This is a genomic window from Photobacterium sanguinicancri (genome assembly GCF_024346675.1).
GTDB lineage: Bacteria > Pseudomonadota > Gammaproteobacteria > Enterobacterales > Vibrionaceae > Photobacterium > Photobacterium sanguinicancri.
Genome location: NZ_AP024850.1, coordinates 1,739,797 through 1,758,902, shown reverse-complemented (window position 1 = coordinate 1,758,902; position 19,106 = coordinate 1,739,797). Strand labels below are relative to the sequence as shown.

The window sequence follows — 19,106 nt, the reverse complement described above, 5'->3', positions numbered from 1 at the left end:
GTATAGTGCATATTAGATTTTTTACTATTACTTCTTGTTGAATACTATGACCACTATTACTTCAAATCTTGAACAAAAAAGCACGAAGTCCCCAATACTCACTAAGAAAGCATCTTATTCATTATTTATTGCATTGCTAATGCTCATTGCTTGCTCCTCCGCTCTTGATCGTATAGCACATGATGCGGTTAATCACTCTTTAAGCTCTGCTCTCATCACTTTCGGTACTGCCTCTCTACTTGATTCCTTAGTTTCAATGTTTAAAAGTGTTGAACTTTCTGTAGGGTTAGCGTCTTTTGATATTGGGCAACTGCTGAACTCAATCAGCGACATGTTAGATCTATTTAAGCATACGATGGCGCTTGCCTTAGCCTCTTTAAGCCTGCAAAAATTTCTACTGGTCACCATGTCTAGCAAGTTATTCAACTTCCTAATCGTATTATCGGGTGGCGCTTTGCTATCAACATTGTGGGCTCAGTCTTTATCATTCTATAAAGATAAAGCAACTCAAGCATTTAAAGTGCTGCTGATTGTTCGTTTTTCTGTCATTGTCTCGGTATCTCTATCTTTAGGTGCTGATTACCTATTCATCGAGAAATCAATCAATGAAAATGAATCTCAAGCTACCGAGCTATCAAAGTCTATTTCGCAGAAAATGGATGTATTGACTTCTCTTCCCGAAGAAACCACGGAGAATGAAGAAAGCGAGGGTTTTATGAGCGGTATGTCTAAAAAGTGGGATACTGTTAAATCGACGGTTGCAGGGCCTAAAGAGATGATTGTTTCTGTTATGGAGTCAATCGATAATGCGATGATCAAATTTATCAACCTCATGATGCTTTTTGTACTTAAGACCATCATTTTGCCTATCCTGTTCTTGCTGGCATGTAAAAAATTCGTTCTCGAGGTGTTTTAATGAGTAGAGCTTCCGATCCATTAAATACAATTATCGGCCTTGCTCTTACGTTTTTTGTGATAACTATTGTGCTACCAGTTATCGCGGGAACGGCTGGAGTTATGTACGCCGTGAATACGATCACCTATGGGCTACTCCCTAAAGCTGAGCTACCGAGAAACAATAAAGGTGAATTTGTTGTTACATTAGAAAATCATACTCATTGGCATACCATGGCAAAAGTTGAGGCAGCTAAAAACAATTCAGCCTACCTACTAGGTCAATACGTTGTAAGAGCATTTCCAAGAATACTTGAAACCTGTAATGGAATTCAACATTGTGAAAGCTACACCTCTGAATTTGTTGCTTTAGATTATAAGAATGCCGATGTTTATTTGCTCACTAAGCAAGACGACAAACTGTTTTCTCAAGCAATGAGTTCACTGTCATCTCGAGTACAAGCTCACAACGAACAGCTTAAAGGCAACTTCGACCTAAATATCGCCTTTGAAGGTGTTGATGAGTTAGAAAAGATCAGTGACCAATTAGCTTTGCTAGAAAAGATGGATTCATTATCGGATCCAAAAAATCACGCCCAAAAAGTTCATGCCAATGTAGTGCAATATGCAAAGAACAACTGCAGAAATAACGGCATTGGCTGCAGTGTAAAAGCCACCTTAATCTACGACTACTCTGTTTTTGGTGGTCCAGATTTTTTGCTAACTAGGTAATTCTATGTTTGTTGTTTTTGATCTCCTCGTCATGCTATTCACCAGTGGACGTTGGATATTGCACACGTCTTCGTGGTTGTTTTTCTGTTTCTTACTTTTCACCCAGATCCACGGGTTCGAGCAAGTCAGTCGACTACCAAACACACAACTTGAGTGGACAAACTTAGTGCTAGTATCCTTGCTAGTCGTTATTCCAATTTTCCGCTTCCTACTAAGACGTATTCTGTAAGGCTTTATCATGGGATTAAGATTTCGAAAAAGAGTCAAGGTTGCACCAGGGCTCACATTCAACCTTAGTTGGTCAGGCAAGAACGGAGTGACGACAAGTTCAACCGTTGGTGTACCTGGAGCCAACGTTAATGTCGGAACTAAAAAAGATGGTTCTCTTGGAGTCAAACGCGGTACATTGGGTGTTCCGGGAAGTGGATTGTCATACCACGAAAGCCTAGATGACTCCTCATCAAAAAAGGCTTCTTCCGCAAAACTCACTACCTCTGATCCTACAGAGAGTAAGGCGTGTTCCAGCGAAGAAGATGAATTAGAATACGGAGAGGACTCACCCAAAGAAGCAAATGGCGGTTATCTCTTTACTACGTTCTATTACTTTGCTCATACACGAACCATCAATTGGGCGATTAACTTCGCTATTTTAGGCGGTTTGTTTTACCTCAACCGCTAGCATAATCGCTACATACAAAGGTCTATGGAGTCGAAAGCCTTTCTATTCCATAGACCTACCTTCCCCACCCGCTAATAGCTATGCTCATCACTAAACAGATACTCTAAGCGGTCCCCTTCTCTTGCGACCCTATAGGCTGTACGTAACCAATCTTCCATTGTCTAACTAAGTTCATTTATGACTACTAGAAGCTCAGTAAATTAGCTATTGAGCAAGAGCTCTTCCTTAAACCATAAGTCAGAGCCGCCATATAATCACTCAAACCTAGCTGGGTATGGGTCTTCAACTTTGCTTTCATCCGCTGCCTCTGGTTGCTTTAAATACCCCTGCCAGTTCTCCGCTTTTCCCGTTCCGATTTGGGCATCATTAGTATCTAGTAGACATTTATCCAACTTACTTTCAGCACGGGTTTTTCGCTCTAAAAATGAGGCCAATTGGTCTTCATCAAACGAATTTTCTAAGTATGGGAAGCTAATTTTCAGCTCACCTCGTTCGCCGTTTTGGAACTGCCTATTGACCTTACTAAACAGTCGATCTACCCGCCCTACACGTTGCTCATGATCGCCCGGGCTTCCCGCAATTCCGTAATGATGAACCTGATTACATTGCAAATGCAGGTTAACCCCTTCTTGAAAGACTGATGTCGCGACTAATACATTGGGGTAAAACGGCGAATTAAAACTTAATTGTAAGCTGTCGCGGTTCGAAGTTTCACCGCTGGCAAACGCAGCAGGTGAAGTATGACCTTTTAAGACTCGCCAGTCATCGGTATAGCCGTCAAGCTTGACACGAGCAACTTTCTTACACATATCTTCAAATGTCTCTAGCGCCGCTTTGAAATACCACAGCAACATCGAATCGGATAACTTAGGCAATATATATTGGATAAAACCTAAGTAACGAGCATGTGCACTTTCGCCACTTTTAGACTTTTCATCTCCATGATTAAAACAATAGAACCAACAAAACAACTCTACCATCACTGGACTTGCAAACAATATCCCTGCCTTAAAGTAGTTCGCAAAGTTCTCTTTGGTCTCTGGCTTCCACTGGTGAAGCAATGCTTTCTCTTTGTCACTCAGCCGTTCGAAAAGGTATTGCCAAATCGTGGGTAAGCCAACGTCAATACGAGTTTCTTCATCGACAGAAACCTTTTCCAAATCGTGTCGTTGTGACCGTTGGTAAAGCGCCGCTGTTGAATAAACAGCACGTTTACGGCTGCCTATTTTATGTTCAAAATAGTAACTATACTCTTCACTTTCGTAATCTAATGATGGTTCTAGAAATAGAGAGAAAATGCTCTCAGGTTTTCTAAAACGAAGAGCTACATTCGTGCATCGAGTATTTTGAAATTCTACGTCCGCATGATCACTTTGCTCATCGGGACCTTTTTTGGGACGTTTTTTCATCACAAATAGTTCTGTGATCCGTGAACGGAGTTGGTGATCATCTTCACCTAACTCGTTGATTTCTTGATTTTCTTCTAACGTCAGTTCTTCTGAATTATCTAATTCTTCAGCCTCTTCATTATTTTTGCTTTTACGGTGACGATTTAACCAGGCCCTGCTCCAATAGCTTTGCTGCCAAGCGTTCTTTTCATTTTCATCCAGACCTAAAGCTTTAGCCAACATTTGCCCCAATACATCATCGTATTGTGTATTTACTCGTTTCGTTAACTCCCGTACCGAGGGAATACGGCGCACAAACACCAAATGTTTAATATCATTAAGGCATGGCTGCGTCAGCGTTCTAGGGACAACATTATCAACCAGCTCCTTGTACTTAGGATGCTCTGGAAATTGGTTAAAACATTGATAATATTCTTCACTTAGCTCCTTTAGTAACTTTGTATCAAGCGCTTTGCTAAATGCCTCTTTACCATGATCTGCACTTGATTGTTCATCATCAAACTCGACTGCTTTTAGCTCATGCTCCCCAAAGGATTCAAACCCTTCAAGATACCCATAAAGAAACTTACGATTTGATGCTCTAGCTTGAACCTGTTTAACCAACTGGCGCTGATAAAGCCCAAAAAACAGCTCAGCATTTTGATGCTTTGCAAAAGAAACGGGCTGACCAATCTCTTTACGATAGTGCTGTTTCGTGTAATGGATACCATTACTATCTTGTAACAAGCGTAAACGTCTCAAGCCATATTTTTGTAGCAATTGAGCGGCGTCATAATCGCTTTTGGTTGCGTTATTTTTCAGTTCTTCCTCTGGTGTAAAATAGCGCAATATATTTGCGACATCATAAACTGATGAATGGGTAGGCGTTGCCGTCATTAACAAAACATTTTGTGCTAGTCTTGTTTCTCCGTCAGCCTCACCGAAGAAAGCTTTTGCGGCAGCAACTTTTTGAGAACCCCCCTCTCGGGCACGGAGATAGTGCGCCTCATCAATCACTAATAGATCGAACCCTTGCTGATCAAGGTAGTTCATTACACGATCTTTTAACTCAAGTGCTTGTTGGCGAGCTAGCTCTACCTTATTCGTTGTGTCTAACTCTTTAGTCAATCCACTCAATGCATGGATGGTGGTAAAATACACATGGTGTTCACCTTCCCCTACACGTGTGATCATATCTGCTAGTTTCGATTCAGGTTCTGCCACCATTAGTGGTTCTGGTACATAACCGTGCCAGTGACTTTCATCAAAAGCGCCAAACTCCCCTTTCCACTGTGAGCAAATATTTCTATTTGGTCCAATCACCAACACTTTTGCATTTGGTTTTAGCTGTTGCAACAAACGAATGATACCTATCGCTTGAAACGTTTTACCCATACCCACCTCATCGGCAAGCAAGGCAAGGTTATATTGTTGTAACAAACGACACAGATACGCGACACCCTCGGCCTGTTTAGCTGGCATAGAGGTGTTATTACTCGCTTGATAGCGCCAAGTTTTATCATTTTCTACGAAGCTCATTTGCTGTGAAACAGTTTCTGGCGTCAAATTCGCCCAATCAGACAGAGACATAACCACACTTACCTTTTATGAGTTTTCGATACTCACGACTTCCAATGCATTGTTGAAGGCCTGTCGATCGAGCCTCGCTATCGTTGCTTTCAATTCGCAACTCTTTCAAACGTAGTTTAAGAGCATCACCTTCAGCTTCGTTCTTTACAAGATCTACGAGCAAATTAAACTCTTGTTTCATATACCAATTAAATACATTGGCACTTTTTGCCATTTCATCACCTATTTTTGACCGCATTTCAACCAGACAGCCCGGTATAACAAAAGCGTATTGTTCTCGCATCGAGTCAGTTTTTAAACTGCTAATACGCTGTTCAAAGCTGTCCATCGCTTGAAACATTCTAAAGTAGCTCACTGCTGACGATAACTGTGGCTCAGTTGATGAACCAGCTCCTTGCTCTTCTAACCAATCTTGGTCATTGCCAAGTAACACACTGCGAAGCGATGCACTAGGGTTGCTTTGTAAAGAGCGCCCGTCAATAAGACTATTGAAAATGTCATCAAGAGACTCAAACTCTTCCACTCGTCGCATAAGACTATTGCATTCGACAATAAAACCTCGATAGCGGGTACCACCAGCTAAAATTAGCTCATAGGCATGGTTTACTAGTAAAGCTTGTGGTTCTTGAACCAGCGTGATCTTAGTGGTGTAAATCGCTTCGTTTTCTTGAATTTCAAACTTTAGAGGGGTTTCAACGTCAGGTAAGCGTAGCTCGACACTTTTCCACTCTAGAGCGTTATTAATCTTATTCAGTTCAACTTCATATGCGAGTATTTTCCAATCAAAGACCACACGAATTTCAATCGGCATAAGATCCGTGACTTCAAGCGAATGCTGGCTAAGTTCAGTATCTTGCATGAAATGATCTTTGTTAATACTCAATGGTTTCGTCAATACAGGTGCTAACTGTTGTTGATTAACCACAATGATTCCCGCTTCGATGTTAACCTGCCCTGTATCTTTACGGTCTAAATCAATATTTGAGCCTGGCGAGGTAAAATTCCAAGATCCTATCGCCAGTTTTTCTTCTGTCATCCACACTTTGGCATGGCACAACTCGCTTCTATCATCTTTCCCTACAGGGCTACGATAAAAGCACACTGACTCGTCAAGCAAGGGGAATAAATCTTCTGACCACTGGGTTCGCATACGTTGATTTTCAACCAAGTCAGGCACAATATGTAGTTTCAGTAGGCTTGGTGATGCCACAGCTTTTAGACGCTGTATGAACCCCGTAAGATCTGAAGGAAAATAGGGTGACCAAACAACTAAATCACGTGATTCATCCACTGAATGATTCAACAGATGATTCAATAATGTCTTATGTCTTCCATCACTGCTATTTTTGATGAACGTATGGACAAAATGCCAATCTGACGGTTGAATGTCAGAACGCATCTTTGTTTGAGGAAGGACTTTAGTTTCAACTCTATTGGCTTCAAACAGTGGCCTAAAAAATGCTCGAATCGCTTCTACCTGATGTTTACACTCTACGCGCTGAAAGGTGAAGACCTCTTGATTGGTCGACCAACCACTGAGTGTCAAGTTCGCACTTCCCGCTCCTAGTATCACCCGTCCCTCTTCGTCTTGAAGATAGATAACTTTAGGATGAAAAAGAGTACTGTTATTCAACACTCTCTTTCGGCCGCCATCAAGTAAAGCAGGGTTAACGCCATACACTTCAATCGCAGTGCGTTTTAGATCGCTAGCATCATACATGCGTTGATCCGCAAACACTTTTACATCAATACTCGCGGTAACAGCACCTTTTCGTGTGTCTTTGACGCGACCGTTTAACTTTTGCTGCATTAACTCAAAATCAATTCGACTGCGCGGTTTATCCATTTGCAATAACGTTGACAACACATGCAGCTCAAAAAAATCCATATTGAGGTTGAATGTCGTGAACCACGCATGTTTGATTTGCCCTAATGACTGAAGCTGTCTCGTCAATTCTTCAGCCATTTTAAATGGTTTAGTCATTCACTTTGCCCTCTAAGCCACGAATAAGCTGGCTAAACTGATCAAGATAATAGCGATTGAACCATGATTTATAGGGCCTTGTTTCAGCTGTTGGCAAGGTTCGCAGTTTTATATGGCAACGATAATCACCTTGACTATCACGCTCAACCCACGGACTTTGACCACGTTGATTCATGATTGTAAGGTGGTATTTCAATAACTCTTCGACAAGTGTGATCATGTTATCTAGTGAATTCGCTTCCTCCAACGTCCCCAAAGCCAATAGCTGTTCATAGCGTTTTTGAGCGACACCTGAAAACTTGGACTTAATACTTATCTCGTTTTGCAGTTCACGTGCAAGATGGATAATTGAGCTGACGTTACGACCTAATCCGAGATAGCGTTTATAGATATCTTCCTCTGTTTGAACTCGTTGATTCATTAGCACCGTAAACAGCAGCTCACACTCAGCAAGTAGCGGCTCTACACGGCAGATATGAATTAGTTTCTGTCTTTCAGCCTCATCTTGTTCATTTTTAATCGCTTGTTCAAAAAAAGGCTGGACTGTCTTTAAGTTAGATTGTTTGGAATCAATGTCAGATTGGTTGGCATCGATTATCCCATAAAGTGAACCTGCTGCATTTTTATCAAGTTCAGTGACATTAAGCCAAAACGCTTTACTTTGTTCACCTACAATAGCAGGAGTCGAAAACTGCTGTGCATACGCTTGTTTGATCTGTTCTGACACTTCTTGCCATGAAATTTCAGGAACTTTTGCATCCAATTTGACCACATTGTGAAAATGCGCCACCAAGGTAGTTGCTAAGTCTCTCAACCCTTCATTCATTTCAATGAACTTTGACGTTTTCTCCCATAGTAAGGCGCTTTGGGGGTGATGGTAGCGATACTCTTTATCAAAAAACATCATTTCAGTAAAAGGCGTTTTGTAACGACCGCTAACCCCTAAGGTCAGCTGCCTTATTAACAATTGACCTGACTGCTCTTTAGTAAACAGCAGCGGTTGGGTTAGCGTACCCGCACTGAGAAGTAAACGCGCCTTTGAAGTTCCTAGGATCCCTTGTGTTTGTACCTTCCACTGTTGATTCGCTTCTGCTTGAAGCATAGAGAACACGAATAAATTCTCTAAATAGATTAAGCACGCTTGTTTAAACGCCAACGTGTCGGTGTGACCGTACACCGAGTGTAAACCACTGCTTAATCGTACTTGCGACTCTACTACTTGTTTAATTACGTAGTGGTGAAGGAGATTCAGGGTATAATTGCGTACATCATTGGAGATAGAGCTAACACGGTTGTGAAAGATGTCTTGACCTAACCGAGACCAAATCATCGTCATCCCTAATGCATCAATATTTAAGGATTGAGTCAGTGTATCGTCAAACTCGGTGAAAAATTTTTTAAGAAACATTTTGTCGACTCTAAGTATTTAACATTAAATCATCGATATAGTTGTGCACGAAAATACCTAATTGATTACTCACATCAAGCTTATAACCTACTAACGGGTTGCTCCCTTTCGCCGCATTGAAATCAACGCAAACAACATTCTGACCAATAGTCTGAGGAGCTCTTGTCACGGGAAGAGTATAATGACCAATTACCGTCAGTTTCTCTGGCTTGGCACACATTCTTTGCACTGTGACTGGAATCATTTGTTGAGGTAATTGACTACGCGCCTCTTCGGGTAACAGTGCGATATCCGCATAACTTAAACTTTCAGCCTCACCTTTCCACCAAGCGACACGAACCTGTGTGCGCTCAATACCGGTTTGATCTAAAAAGCTATAACCTTTTGGCAACGCAAGCTCTGGCCCTTTTAATAACGTCTCTAACAAATGGTAAAGTTCATGCTGTTCATCAAAAGCTTGATACCAGAATTGATCTTTTAGAGAGTTATCTGAGTTTAAGTATGGTCTTATCTGATCAATAGCCTGCTGATTCCAACAAGCATGAATGGCTCGGGCATGGTCGTATTCAACAAATATCGGTAAGCACTTGAACCATTCAACCCAACGTTGGTGCTCAGCACTATCTGAACCAACGGCCGCTAAAAAACACTGATGCTGTTTGAGGTTACCTAATTTATTTCTTGGCCGGCAATAACTGCCATCACTCTTCTGTAAACTCCAACCGATGGCATTCAGTTCATGGTTGCCCATGATACAAACCGCCCGGCTTTGTTCGCATAGCTGGTGAATCGTATTCAAGGTAGTTAAATGGTCTGTCTCTTCGTTTAACGCGTTATCAATTAAATCACCGACGAATACGAACTGGGTATCGTCACAGCCATATCGTTGAATGAAGGAAAGCAATTTGTCGCTGCGCCCATGTACATCACCAATAAAAATTAAATTGTGCACAAAATCCCCCTTTAAATAATGGGCCATCGTACTATAAATAAACTCATTTCTGATATGTCGCTCTAAGTGACACACCTCAAATGCTGAGCCTAAAGTGAGATTAGCTCGCCATCACTTTGCTTAGTCGCCAACTAAAATACTCTAGAAAGAAGGCTAAAGGTGGCTCAATATTTCCTCTTTATTTACCACTATCAATTGTTGTCTACCAACAATTTTATCTTCATATTCTAAATAGACATTCAATGCGTGCAGAGTGTAGCGGACCAGTGCGAGCCGACAGTTCACTATAATCTTCCCATCCTCCATACCATATTCATGGCGAATGATAGATTGCTGATCCTGAGACAAACGTGGGTCTGGAGCAAATATAATATCAACGCTTTCCTGCCACTTCCTATCATCTTGCTTTGTATGACCCGACTCATTAAGAACCGTTAGTGGCCCTTCAAATCGGCTTAAAATGAAGTCTCGATACTCACTGTTCTTTTCGCAATAAGCTCGAACATGCCAACGCAAAGGGGTACAAACGATAGAATGAGGTGTAATTACACGCTTTTCAGCGACGGGTTTATTCATTGAACGGTAGGCAATTTCTAATCTTAAATGACCTTTCGAAGCCAATAGAATTTTTCGCACATGCTCAGCGTTCACTTCCCGCATGGGAATAGGTAATGAGCAGGCCGATCCACCAGTAAACTCCATAGGCGCAAAGATATTCGCACTGGCTTCCTGACTAGCCAGTAGATTCAAGAACTCTTGGGCATTACCCGTTATGAATTTAGGTTCAAATTCTTCACTTGGCACATACCCTTTCAGGCTGCGATCATAAATAAGGTTGGTGCTAGAAATATGTTGAATATAGAAGTTAATATCCTTTGATGCTTGCTGTCGACCAATACCAAAGCTTTCACACAAATGATTGGTTGTTAAACGGCCTTCCCAATAGGCGATGAGCTCTATTAATCTAAACCTTTGGTGCTGATCCCACTTCATAAAAACCTCAATACCATTAAGATATGTACACTTTTACCACATATCGTATCTTATCATTCTACTCTACCATAGACATCGTCTAACGCATGGTCTAAATGGAGTAACTTATCTTGTCAAAACGGAATGCATTTTTTTCACGAGCACAAGGCTGTTTACTCGGGCTTGCCATTGGAGATGCGCTTGGTACAACCCTAGAGTTTAAAGCTAAGGGGAGTTTTGACCCCATCACAGATATGGTGGGTGGCGGCCCATTTGTATTGGAAGCTGGCCAGTGGACAGATGATACTTCAATGGCACTATGCTTAGCCGACTCCCTATTAGAATGCGGAGAACACGATCCACAAGATCAACTTGAGCGCTATATTCGTTGGCGCGATTTTGGCTACAACTCGTGCACCGGAGAGTGTTTTGATATTGGACTCACTGTTTCTCATGCATTGACGAATTTTGAGGTAAACGGCAAGCCGAATGCAGGCTCCACTGCGCCACGCTCTGCTGGGAATGGCAGTATTATGCGCCTCGCACCCATCGTGATCTTTTATTCACACATTAAGGGTTATTCACTGCAAGAAACCATCAACTATGCAGCGCTGAGCTCTCTACCCACTCATGGAGAGCAGCGAGCTGTCGAAGCTTGTCGTATGCTTGCTCAATTATTGTCTCAACTGTTTGTTGGAGAAGGATCTAAACAAGAGTTTCTAAACCAATTACTCGAAAGCTTTCCTGTGTGTAACACACAAACCAAGGAAGTGAATGAGTTGCGCCATGCGATTGCGGTTGCGACTCAGTCAACAACAACACGCCAAGATATTTTTGGTCGCGGTTATGTTGTTGACTCACTTCAAGCGGCCATTTGGTGCTTTGTTCAGTCTAATACTTTCAAAGAAGGCGCGCTACTTGCTGCTAATCTAGGTGATGATGCTGACACTACCGGTGCTGTCTATGGCCAAATTGCTGGAGCCTATTACGGCGCCGAAGCGATCCCAAATGAATGGTTAGACAAGCTGTATTGGCGTGAAAAAATAGCTGAAACCGCAACAGTGCTAGCGTTTACTTCAAACACTCAAATAACTGAGCCCAGTACAACTTACTTCAAGTTAAAACAGCCTGAACTTATATCAGCATTAGATGATTTGGAGTATTCCGAGGTTGAACAGCAAAAACGTATTCACCAGTGCCCAATACTGGATTGTCGAATTAACCAAACAAGAGAGTCATTGTTACAGCATATTTGTGCGTATATACGCTACACATTTGGGATGCCTGACCTCCAAATAACAGAGAGCAGTTCATTCTGTGATCTTGAAAAAATCTATCTCGCTCATGTGGATAGTGTTGAGGTCGATGACGTGACTTATATGCACATATTCTGTAATTCAGAAGGAGACGGCGGTATGTCCGACCAAGGATTCGTTAACTACTTTGTTCTCACCCAAGATCTACCGGAAACTTTGGGTATTGACGGTTCGTCATCCCCGATCGATGGCTATCAATTTACCCTAAATAACTTTGATATGAAGTGGGAAACGGTCAGTGATCTACTTGATGATTTATCTGCCATTATCTACGCATATCAATCCAACAAAAGCTCACAAAATTAAAGTGACGTTATGCAGGAAATTTATATTCATAATAGTTATGAGGTTGGTGAATTAGAAGGTTTGCTTAACCCTCATGTTGGAAATAAGCTCGATGGCGTGATCATGTACTGGGATCACGCCGCGAGTTTAATTATTGTCAGACTCCATAATGCTTCCATCGAAGACATAATGAGTCATATACAAGACACTCTCGGAAACGATGTAAAGCTGTCACTCAATCCAGACTATTAGGTTACAAAGCATGAAACGCAAATTGATTAGAAAAAACAAGAGTGAGCTATCAAGGCGGCACCGCCTTGCAAAAGGTGCACATCACCCTGCAAACTTGTACCTAAGTAAGTCCATGTTATTTTTGCAAGACTTCTACCGCACAATAGAACAGAGTACGCAAGTACCCAAAGATAGACGCCGCTTTCAAGAAATTAGTTTTAACGGCACTTTTCATAAAGAGCAATATCTAACAGCCATATACCAAGACCTGCAATGTTGGTATTCAGAGGTGCCTGATTCCCCCGCTCAAGCCTTTCTAGAGAAACAACTATCATTATTGGAAGGGTTATTCCCAGAGCATTGCTTTCACCCTCCGCTGGACAACATAAATATAGAGTGGCTTATAATGGATTGTATTGGATATGAAACTGGGGACTATTCTTTGCGCCGCCACAAGAATGCTCTCTACAAGTGTTCTGAGTATGATGGGTTAGATACTTCGCCTAGAGATAACAAACTCGACAATTCGAATCTGTTCTCTCTTTTCCTAAGCAACTTAGATCTAACACATGAAGGCAAGGAGGGGTAGTCAGTTATTAACATTTTTAATGCGTTAACAAACAGTTCGCTAACAATCAGCACGTTAATAACGGCAAACAATGAATAACGTCAATAAAGATTCCAACATTTGCGGTGAATCACTTTAATAAACATACAAACAAGATCGCATTATATGGCTACTTATTACTTAAGTTCAGGTAAAACCGCAGCCCACTCGTTAGCACTACACCCAATCAACTTGAAGATGCAGGTTTTACGCATGAAAATTATCAGTGGTTCGAGGCATCAACAAAGCAATGGTCTCTGGAAGAATCAAGACATACCTTTGAGTGGTGGCTAATAAATAATGCAAGCATTGTTAAAATCCTCTCTCCTAAATTTATGCGAAATAAGATAATTCATGAACTCAAATCTAGCTTAGTGCTTTATACACATAACATTTAAGCCCCAAAAAAAGAGTGGGCCAAGCGCGCAGTATGAAAGCAGTGTGATATCAATACGTTTATTATTAAACCTAACATTTTGTATGGTTATTTGGACAAAATAACATAGCAATAAAACAAAACTAGATGTTAAGTTAGTGCTGAATGCTTTCAAGTTATTGGAGGTAACGGCAGCATCGACTTTTGATGTAGAGAGCCTTTATTTAATGTTCATTTTGCGGCAAATCATCGTTAATGTCATAGTAATCCCCCTTCTCTGCGACATAAATATGTTGCCCAAGGTTTGTCCCTGTCGGCTTATCAAATGACCCTAATGCAATTCCTATCCAATGGTGCTTTTCTTTATCGATAGGATCGAAGAACAAAGATGATCCGCACTGTGAGCAAAAGCCCCGCCTAACTTTTTCAGATGAGTGATACCAAGAGAGGTTTGCTTCCCCCTCGATGAGTAATGAGTCCCGCGAGACTTCAGCACTGGCAAGAAAGTGTCCTGTCCATTTCCGACACTGATTACAGTGGCAAGCATCTGTTGCTTCAAGTACTCCAGAAACTTCAAATTTGATAGCGCCACAAAGGCAAGATCCTTTATACATTTCATACTCCATTTAGAGATGTATTGCAGTAGAACCTTAGCAACGCCTTATCCACGGCTACCACTGCAAACATACCAGCCTCGCTTTAATCGCTTTGCTAAGCCTCAATTTTTACGGCTGAATTTACAAAATCAACAAAGTGCTGCTTACCCGTGCGGTTTCCATAAGCTTTAGAAACTCGGTTCCACCATGGCATTCCAGGATGAGGCGTTCGGGTATATTTTATGGATTGCGCATCAAATTCGGTTAACAAACCACTTCGTTTAGCATGGCGATATGCCAGTGAACTTGTGAATATGATGATTTCAGGTGCAATAGCTTTAGCTACTTGGCCCACAACACTTTTGCTTACATCAGCATCAAGCTGAGATACCTTAATTGATTTACCCGTTTGTTCCGCTGGGCGCTGGAAGTAGTTCAGAAATGCGATACGACTAAATGCGGTTGAACTCGGATGAAAATCAGCCTCACTTTCAAAGAGCGCTTTCTCTATGTTTCTGTATATCGCTTTGGACTTAGATTTCCATTTGCTCTTTATACCGTTGGAAATAATATTTCGCGTCTTAATCCAGCCATTATCTTCTTTATCTGATACGGTGACACCCGCGTACCATTCTTCTGGGTTATGGTGATAAGTGCTTCCAACATCTAAATAGTGGCTTTCACCAATCACTAAAATCTTTACTCTCGATGCGGCATATTCACAACCAACCCAAGGTTTTAGATCGGGATAGATCTGATAATGACCAAGGCTGTCTAATGCTTCATCAAACTCATTTGAACAATACTTCACTGTTATAATTTCCTCCTGAAAATCGCCTTTTCTACCTGGCCTTTTCTATCTAAGCTTTGCTATCCGATCTTTACTCGATAAAGCGTATTCACTTTTTTATCTACAAAGTATGACCATACATGTTTAAACACAGCATGCTGATTTGGAAACGGCGCGAGTTCTAATGCTTCTTCTAAAGTGCACCATTTATAGTCAGTGTGTTCTTCATTTAAAATAACCGCCTGTTCCGGTGGGCACATAACCACAAAAACAGGAATGAGCTCTATAACATTCGCGCTAGGTTCATAGAACTGCTCTAGGAATTGAGCGTTGTACAAATTTTCTACTTCTATTTGAGTTTCCTCTTGAAACTCTCGAACAATAGCATTAATACCAGTCTCACCGTCTTCTATCGAGCCTGCAACATGGCACCAGAAGCCACCTTTCACTCGTTTCATTAACAGCATTTTTGTTTCACCGTTAATTTCCGATAGCGCGACACCCGAAACGATGGATGTATTTACTGGGATCATTGTTACCTCTTAATGTTATATTTTGAGATTGGTGGGCATCCCCACAAAAATAAACACCTGCGAATACCATGCTAATAGTGCTGGCGACTAACTTTCCAACCGCACATCACTTCACAGGCATCCACCTGAGCAGTTGACGAGAAAAACCGCAGTTCCATTATTTGACGTGCTTCATAACCGCCTGATTGTAAATCGCCGTATACAATCATTACAACGCCTATGTCGTCATTTGTACAATTAACGCTATAGTCGTTTACTCACGCTTTCCGGCAAGCTGAACTGTGAGTGCTTTTGCGGAAATCTCTTTACACCCTTGAGTATTTTGACCACACCATAACGGAGAAAAACCATCCATCCCTAGCTTTTCGGCCCTATGACGTAGTTGCGACATTTCAATTGAAGCAAACGGAAATTCAGGAACAAATGCACTCATATAGCCAAGTTCATCCATGACACGATTCACGATACCCCGAGCAGGCTTACCAGAAAATATATTCGTTACAGCCGTGTGCGATGATTTGTCACTCGTTAATGCCTGCTTATGTATCTCTGATGTTTTAGCTTCGGTGCACAATAAATATGACGTTCCAATTTGCACTGCGCTTGCTCCCAATTGCAAGCAAGCATTCACGCCTTTGCTATCACTGATCCCCCCTGCGGCTATAACGGGAACATTAACGCGATTAACAACCTGAGAAACAAGCGATACTAACCCGATTTGAGTTGAGATTTTATTAGAGAGGAACATTCCTCTGTGCCCGCCTGCTTCTAGTCCTTGGGCGATGATTCCGTGTACACCTCGCGACTCTAACCAAATGACTTCTTCAACAGTCGTCGCAGACGATACAACCTTTGTTCCCCAGCTTTTTACACGTTGTAATAAATCTTTGTCTGGTAGCCCAAAATGAAAACTAATGAACTCAGGTGAAAAAGGTTCAATAGCATCAGCAATATCATGGCTAAAAGGCACTCTATTACTACCAGCGGAAAGGTCTGTTTTAGCGCCTAGCTCAGTAAAATATGGCTTGAGTATATTTCGCCAAATTGCTTGGCGGTTTTCATCATAAGAGCGAGGCTCATGACAGAAAAAATTAAGATTATATGGATTGCGCGTTGACGCTTTGATCAGTTCAATTTCACTGATGATTTTTTCCGTACTTAACATGCCACAGGGTAAAGAGCCTAATCCGCCAGCTTCACTGACGGCAATCGCCAAAGTACTGTCTTGGACGCCAGCCATCGGCGCCTGAATAATAGGTAAATCCGTCCCTAATAATTCCTTGTAGTGCATAGTATTCCTTTACTAACTATTTAACTGTTGAAGCCTAATGCCCTGCAAAGCGATGAGCGACGCAACCTGCACTGCAATAACACGAAACCTAGGTAAGTGAAACGGCACGCAGATCCCTTGTTAAGCATACGGCTAGCGGCAAGTACGATACCTCATTAGCGACGGCCTGCCAGAGTCCATTGTTTCAATATAGATATTGCGCTCTTTCCACATCACTTCCATGTCATAAAGGCAAAAGGAATACTTAGCAGGGTCAATAACCCAATCACCATTTACCTCAACCGACACAGAAGTAAATAGCTCATTATCATTACCCCACCACACCAAAACCAGATACTTAGCACTTGCGCCATTGTGGAAAATAACAAAAGCAGCGGTGTCAGCCCAATCAATTGGCTGCATCGTTTTCACTTGGGAAAGTCGCAGATTAAAGGCATCCATATCGATAGTGCTTTCATCGGCTGAAATCGTATATATTTTTACACCATCAGGATCTAGCCAATCGACTAAGCCTTCTATTTCCCTTGGTTTATACATAGTACCTCCGTGTACGTTCATCGCCCTGTTAAGGGGTGAACAACGCTGCTACGCCTTCCTAAAACACAGCGCCGTAAACCACTCTAGAACTGAGAATGCCAAGCGCTGGGAATGTGTTCTAGGCACTTGTATGGGCAAAAAATGACATAACACCAGTGAGTAGCTTTATCGGTATTGCTGCCCACATCATTAACAAACTCAAACTGTTCGTCCATTCAGATTGAAGCTCATAAGAAGAATGTATTTGGCTATGATTCAACGTTTGCGATTTAATAGCATCATCTAATTCATACCCCGACATTGTGGCTTCATAACCCGCTATAGAAAAGACAGGATAATACAATGTACCTAAATTTGGATGCCGTACAAATACACGAGTTAATTTCCAATCAACATCACAGGGAATAACATGTCTACTAATTACATATTGCTCTTCAACTTCAGCACCTTTTGGCACTAACGTTGCGTAATCATAGCCTGTAAAACCTCGTTCGTATTTTATAGCCTCCCAAGTACAAGTCGCTGTAAATGCACTATCAATCCAAGGATATATGATTTTATTTTCTTCATGCTTCCAGGCTAATGGAACAATAAGAGTCGCGGCAAAAGTCATTAAAGCTATTTTTGCTTTTACCGAAAATGACCGTAAAACATAGATAAAAGCGACAACAAAAGGCAAAGACCAAAGAAAGCCACTAACACCTTGATTTACTGCTCCAGCAGCTATGAAGATCAAACAAACAGATAGAATTATAAGCTGCTTTAACTTTCGCATAATGTTGATACCTACCGTTTTTAAAGACCGCGTTAAAATAGTGAACTAACTAACCTAATCCATGACACCGTAAACACATTACCCAATTGGAACTAAAACCCCAAGCTTAAGGCGCTATCTTTAATGCTTGATTTATATATTATTTTCAATGTAGCTTGGGACATCGATTTTTTGTCCACCTTGTGCAAAGTGATAATCAAATGTATACGCGATTTTCTCTAACGGCGCTTCGGCATAACCAAGAGTCTGCACTTCAGAAATATAGCGCTGCAAAAAGCCAATAGCCCCAAGGGCATTCCACTGAGATACATGCACTAATTCATGGAAGTGCAACCTTAAATCAAGCGCAACACTCGGCACTATGTAATAGGTATTTTATATGTGATCCCCTGAACGTCCATATCGAGGAAATCGCCTAAACCAGCCTCGCGCAACTCTGGGAGATCTGGCTTTGGAAGGCTCTCAACGACGACAAAATATGCGTTAGCCAGGAATTCTTTAGAGTAGAACCCAGCAAAAGGCTGAGAAAATTGAGAGCAGCTTTGCCGCTTATCGGCAAACATCGCGTTCGTTTCATCTATCCATGCTTCAATGCTGTGTATCATGCTTAGTTCCTATTAAGCCAGTGTCCATTCAGAACGTAAAGCCGCTAAAACGATAGTATCCCACCACTTTCCCTTAAAGAAACGATGCTCTCTAAAATGAGCTTCTTGCCTCATCCCAAGTGATTTGCACAACTTAATTGCCGCAAGGTTTTTGCTAATTGTTTCGGCGTAAATACGATGGATACCCAACTCAGAAAAGCCAAAGTTTGCCAGAGATTGAGCCGCTTCCAAGCTAATGCCGCAGCCCTGAGCGCCTCTGGCGAACGCACACCCCATCGATGCTTGGTTATTGGCCTCTAAACGTAGACAAACCGTGCCAATAAACGCGCCTGAATCTTTGTCTTCAACCGCCAACTGATACGACTGACGAGGCCGCTCATTGGCCTGGGCCACAAACAGATGCGTTAGCTCTCGGTATTTACTCGGCTCACAATCACCTTCATCGTAAAAGCGCTGATACTTAGGGTCTTGAGACATCGCGACAAAAGCACGCTCATCATTTAGCGTCATATCTCGAATAATCAGGCGCTTGGTTACCAGTTTAAACATTGAAAGTTCCTTTTTC

The 19,106-nt window shown here is 41.7% G+C and carries 20 protein-coding genes; 6 read left to right on the top strand and 14 right to left on the bottom strand.

The window, feature by feature from the left end:
• Positions 1-46: 46 nt before the first annotated feature.
• From OCU87_RS08400 to OCU87_RS08385, 4 genes are read left to right on the top strand one after another with little or no spacing between them, the layout of a single operon-like run.
• Positions 47-916 carry a hypothetical protein gene (locus tag OCU87_RS08400; protein ID WP_261858278.1) on the top strand — a complete coding sequence of 290 codons (870 nt, stop codon included), beginning with the start codon at positions 47-49 and terminating at the stop codon, positions 914-916.
• Positions 916-1,626, top strand: coding sequence for a hypothetical protein (locus OCU87_RS08395; protein WP_261858277.1), 711 nt, complete (start codon positions 916-918; stop codon positions 1,624-1,626). Before OCU87_RS08400 ends, OCU87_RS08395 begins: the two co-directional genes overlap by 1 nt.
• A 4-nt stretch (positions 1,627-1,630) precedes the next feature.
• On the top strand, positions 1,631-1,855 hold the full coding sequence (locus OCU87_RS08390) for a hypothetical protein (protein WP_261858276.1): 225 nt from the start codon (positions 1,631-1,633) through the stop codon (positions 1,853-1,855).
• A 9-nt stretch (positions 1,856-1,864) separates the two neighbouring features.
• Positions 1,865-2,305: a DUF4236 domain-containing protein gene (locus tag OCU87_RS08385; protein ID WP_261858275.1), complete on the top strand. Its 441-nt coding sequence runs from the start codon at positions 1,865-1,867 to the stop codon at positions 2,303-2,305.
• Between the two features lie 254 nt (positions 2,306-2,559).
• On the opposite strand, the gene OCU87_RS08380 is transcribed toward OCU87_RS08385, so the two are convergent.
• The 5 genes from OCU87_RS08380 to OCU87_RS08360 form a co-directional block, all read right to left on the bottom strand.
• On the bottom strand, positions 2,560-5,283 hold the full coding sequence (locus tag OCU87_RS08380; RefSeq protein ID WP_261858274.1) for a DEAD/DEAH box helicase: 2,724 nt from the start codon (positions 5,281-5,283) through the stop codon (positions 2,560-2,562).
• Positions 5,270-7,267 (bottom strand): phospholipase D-like domain-containing protein, encoded by a 1,998-nt coding sequence (locus tag OCU87_RS08375; RefSeq protein ID WP_261858273.1) that lies wholly within the window; start codon positions 7,265-7,267, stop codon positions 5,270-5,272. The genes OCU87_RS08380 and OCU87_RS08375 overlap by 14 nt, the downstream gene beginning before the upstream one ends.
• The gene (locus OCU87_RS08370) at positions 7,260-8,675 is read right to left on the bottom strand and encodes a hypothetical protein (protein ID WP_261858272.1); all 1,416 of its coding nucleotides are present in this window, start codon (positions 8,673-8,675) and stop codon (positions 7,260-7,262) included. Before OCU87_RS08370 ends, OCU87_RS08375 begins: the two co-directional genes overlap by 8 nt.
• Before the next feature lie 10 nt (positions 8,676-8,685).
• Positions 8,686-9,654, bottom strand: a complete 969-nt coding sequence (locus OCU87_RS08365) for a metallophosphoesterase (RefSeq protein WP_261858271.1) — start codon at positions 9,652-9,654, stop codon at positions 8,686-8,688.
• Positions 9,655-9,780: 126 nt separating this feature from the next.
• Positions 9,781-10,620 carry a WYL domain-containing protein gene (locus tag OCU87_RS08360; RefSeq protein ID WP_261858270.1) on the bottom strand — a complete coding sequence of 280 codons (840 nt, stop codon included), beginning with the start codon at positions 10,618-10,620 and terminating at the stop codon, positions 9,781-9,783.
• Positions 10,621-10,730: 110 nt separating this feature from the next.
• Between OCU87_RS08360 and OCU87_RS08355 the strand changes: the two genes are divergently transcribed.
• Both OCU87_RS08355 and OCU87_RS08350 read left to right on the top strand, forming a co-directional pair.
• Positions 10,731-12,221, top strand: coding sequence for an ADP-ribosylglycohydrolase family protein (locus OCU87_RS08355; protein WP_261858269.1), 1,491 nt, complete (start codon positions 10,731-10,733; stop codon positions 12,219-12,221).
• A gap of 241 nt (positions 12,222-12,462) precedes the next feature.
• The gene (locus tag OCU87_RS08350; protein ID WP_261858268.1) at positions 12,463-13,020 is read left to right on the top strand and encodes a hypothetical protein; all 558 of its coding nucleotides are present in this window, start codon (positions 12,463-12,465) and stop codon (positions 13,018-13,020) included.
• A gap of 618 nt (positions 13,021-13,638) precedes the next feature.
• On the opposite strand, the gene OCU87_RS08345 is transcribed toward OCU87_RS08350, so the two are convergent.
• The 9 genes from OCU87_RS08345 to OCU87_RS08305 form a co-directional block, all read right to left on the bottom strand.
• The gene (locus OCU87_RS08345; protein WP_261858267.1) at positions 13,639-14,028 is read right to left on the bottom strand and encodes a GFA family protein; all 390 of its coding nucleotides are present in this window, start codon (positions 14,026-14,028) and stop codon (positions 13,639-13,641) included.
• A gap of 97 nt (positions 14,029-14,125) precedes the next feature.
• Entirely contained in the window at positions 14,126-14,821 is a 696-nt protein-coding gene (locus tag OCU87_RS08340; RefSeq protein WP_261858266.1) for a hypothetical protein, read from the bottom strand.
• 59 nt (positions 14,822-14,880) lie between these two features.
• On the bottom strand, positions 14,881-15,333 hold the full coding sequence (locus OCU87_RS08335; protein WP_261858265.1) for an NUDIX hydrolase: 453 nt from the start codon (positions 15,331-15,333) through the stop codon (positions 14,881-14,883).
• A gap of 253 nt (positions 15,334-15,586) precedes the next feature.
• Positions 15,587-16,624: an NAD(P)H-dependent flavin oxidoreductase gene (locus OCU87_RS08330; protein ID WP_261858264.1), complete on the bottom strand. Its 1,038-nt coding sequence runs from the start codon at positions 16,622-16,624 to the stop codon at positions 15,587-15,589.
• Positions 16,625-16,756: 132 nt separating this feature from the next.
• Positions 16,757-17,161, bottom strand: coding sequence for a hypothetical protein (locus OCU87_RS08325; RefSeq protein WP_261858263.1), 405 nt, complete (start codon positions 17,159-17,161; stop codon positions 16,757-16,759).
• 118 nt (positions 17,162-17,279) lie between these two features.
• Positions 17,280-17,936, bottom strand: coding sequence for a hypothetical protein (locus tag OCU87_RS08320; protein WP_261858262.1), 657 nt, complete (start codon positions 17,934-17,936; stop codon positions 17,280-17,282).
• Positions 17,937-18,068: 132 nt separating this feature from the next.
• A complete protein-coding gene (locus OCU87_RS08315; RefSeq protein WP_261858261.1) occupies positions 18,069-18,296 on the bottom strand; it encodes a hypothetical protein in 228 nt (75 codons plus the stop codon).
• Positions 18,296-18,541, bottom strand: coding sequence for a hypothetical protein (locus OCU87_RS08310; RefSeq protein ID WP_261858260.1), 246 nt, complete (start codon positions 18,539-18,541; stop codon positions 18,296-18,298). Before OCU87_RS08310 ends, OCU87_RS08315 begins: the two co-directional genes overlap by 1 nt.
• A 12-nt stretch (positions 18,542-18,553) precedes the next feature.
• On the bottom strand, positions 18,554-19,090 hold the full coding sequence (locus tag OCU87_RS08305; protein ID WP_261858259.1) for a GNAT family N-acetyltransferase: 537 nt from the start codon (positions 19,088-19,090) through the stop codon (positions 18,554-18,556).
• Positions 19,091-19,106: the final 16 nt, after the last annotated feature.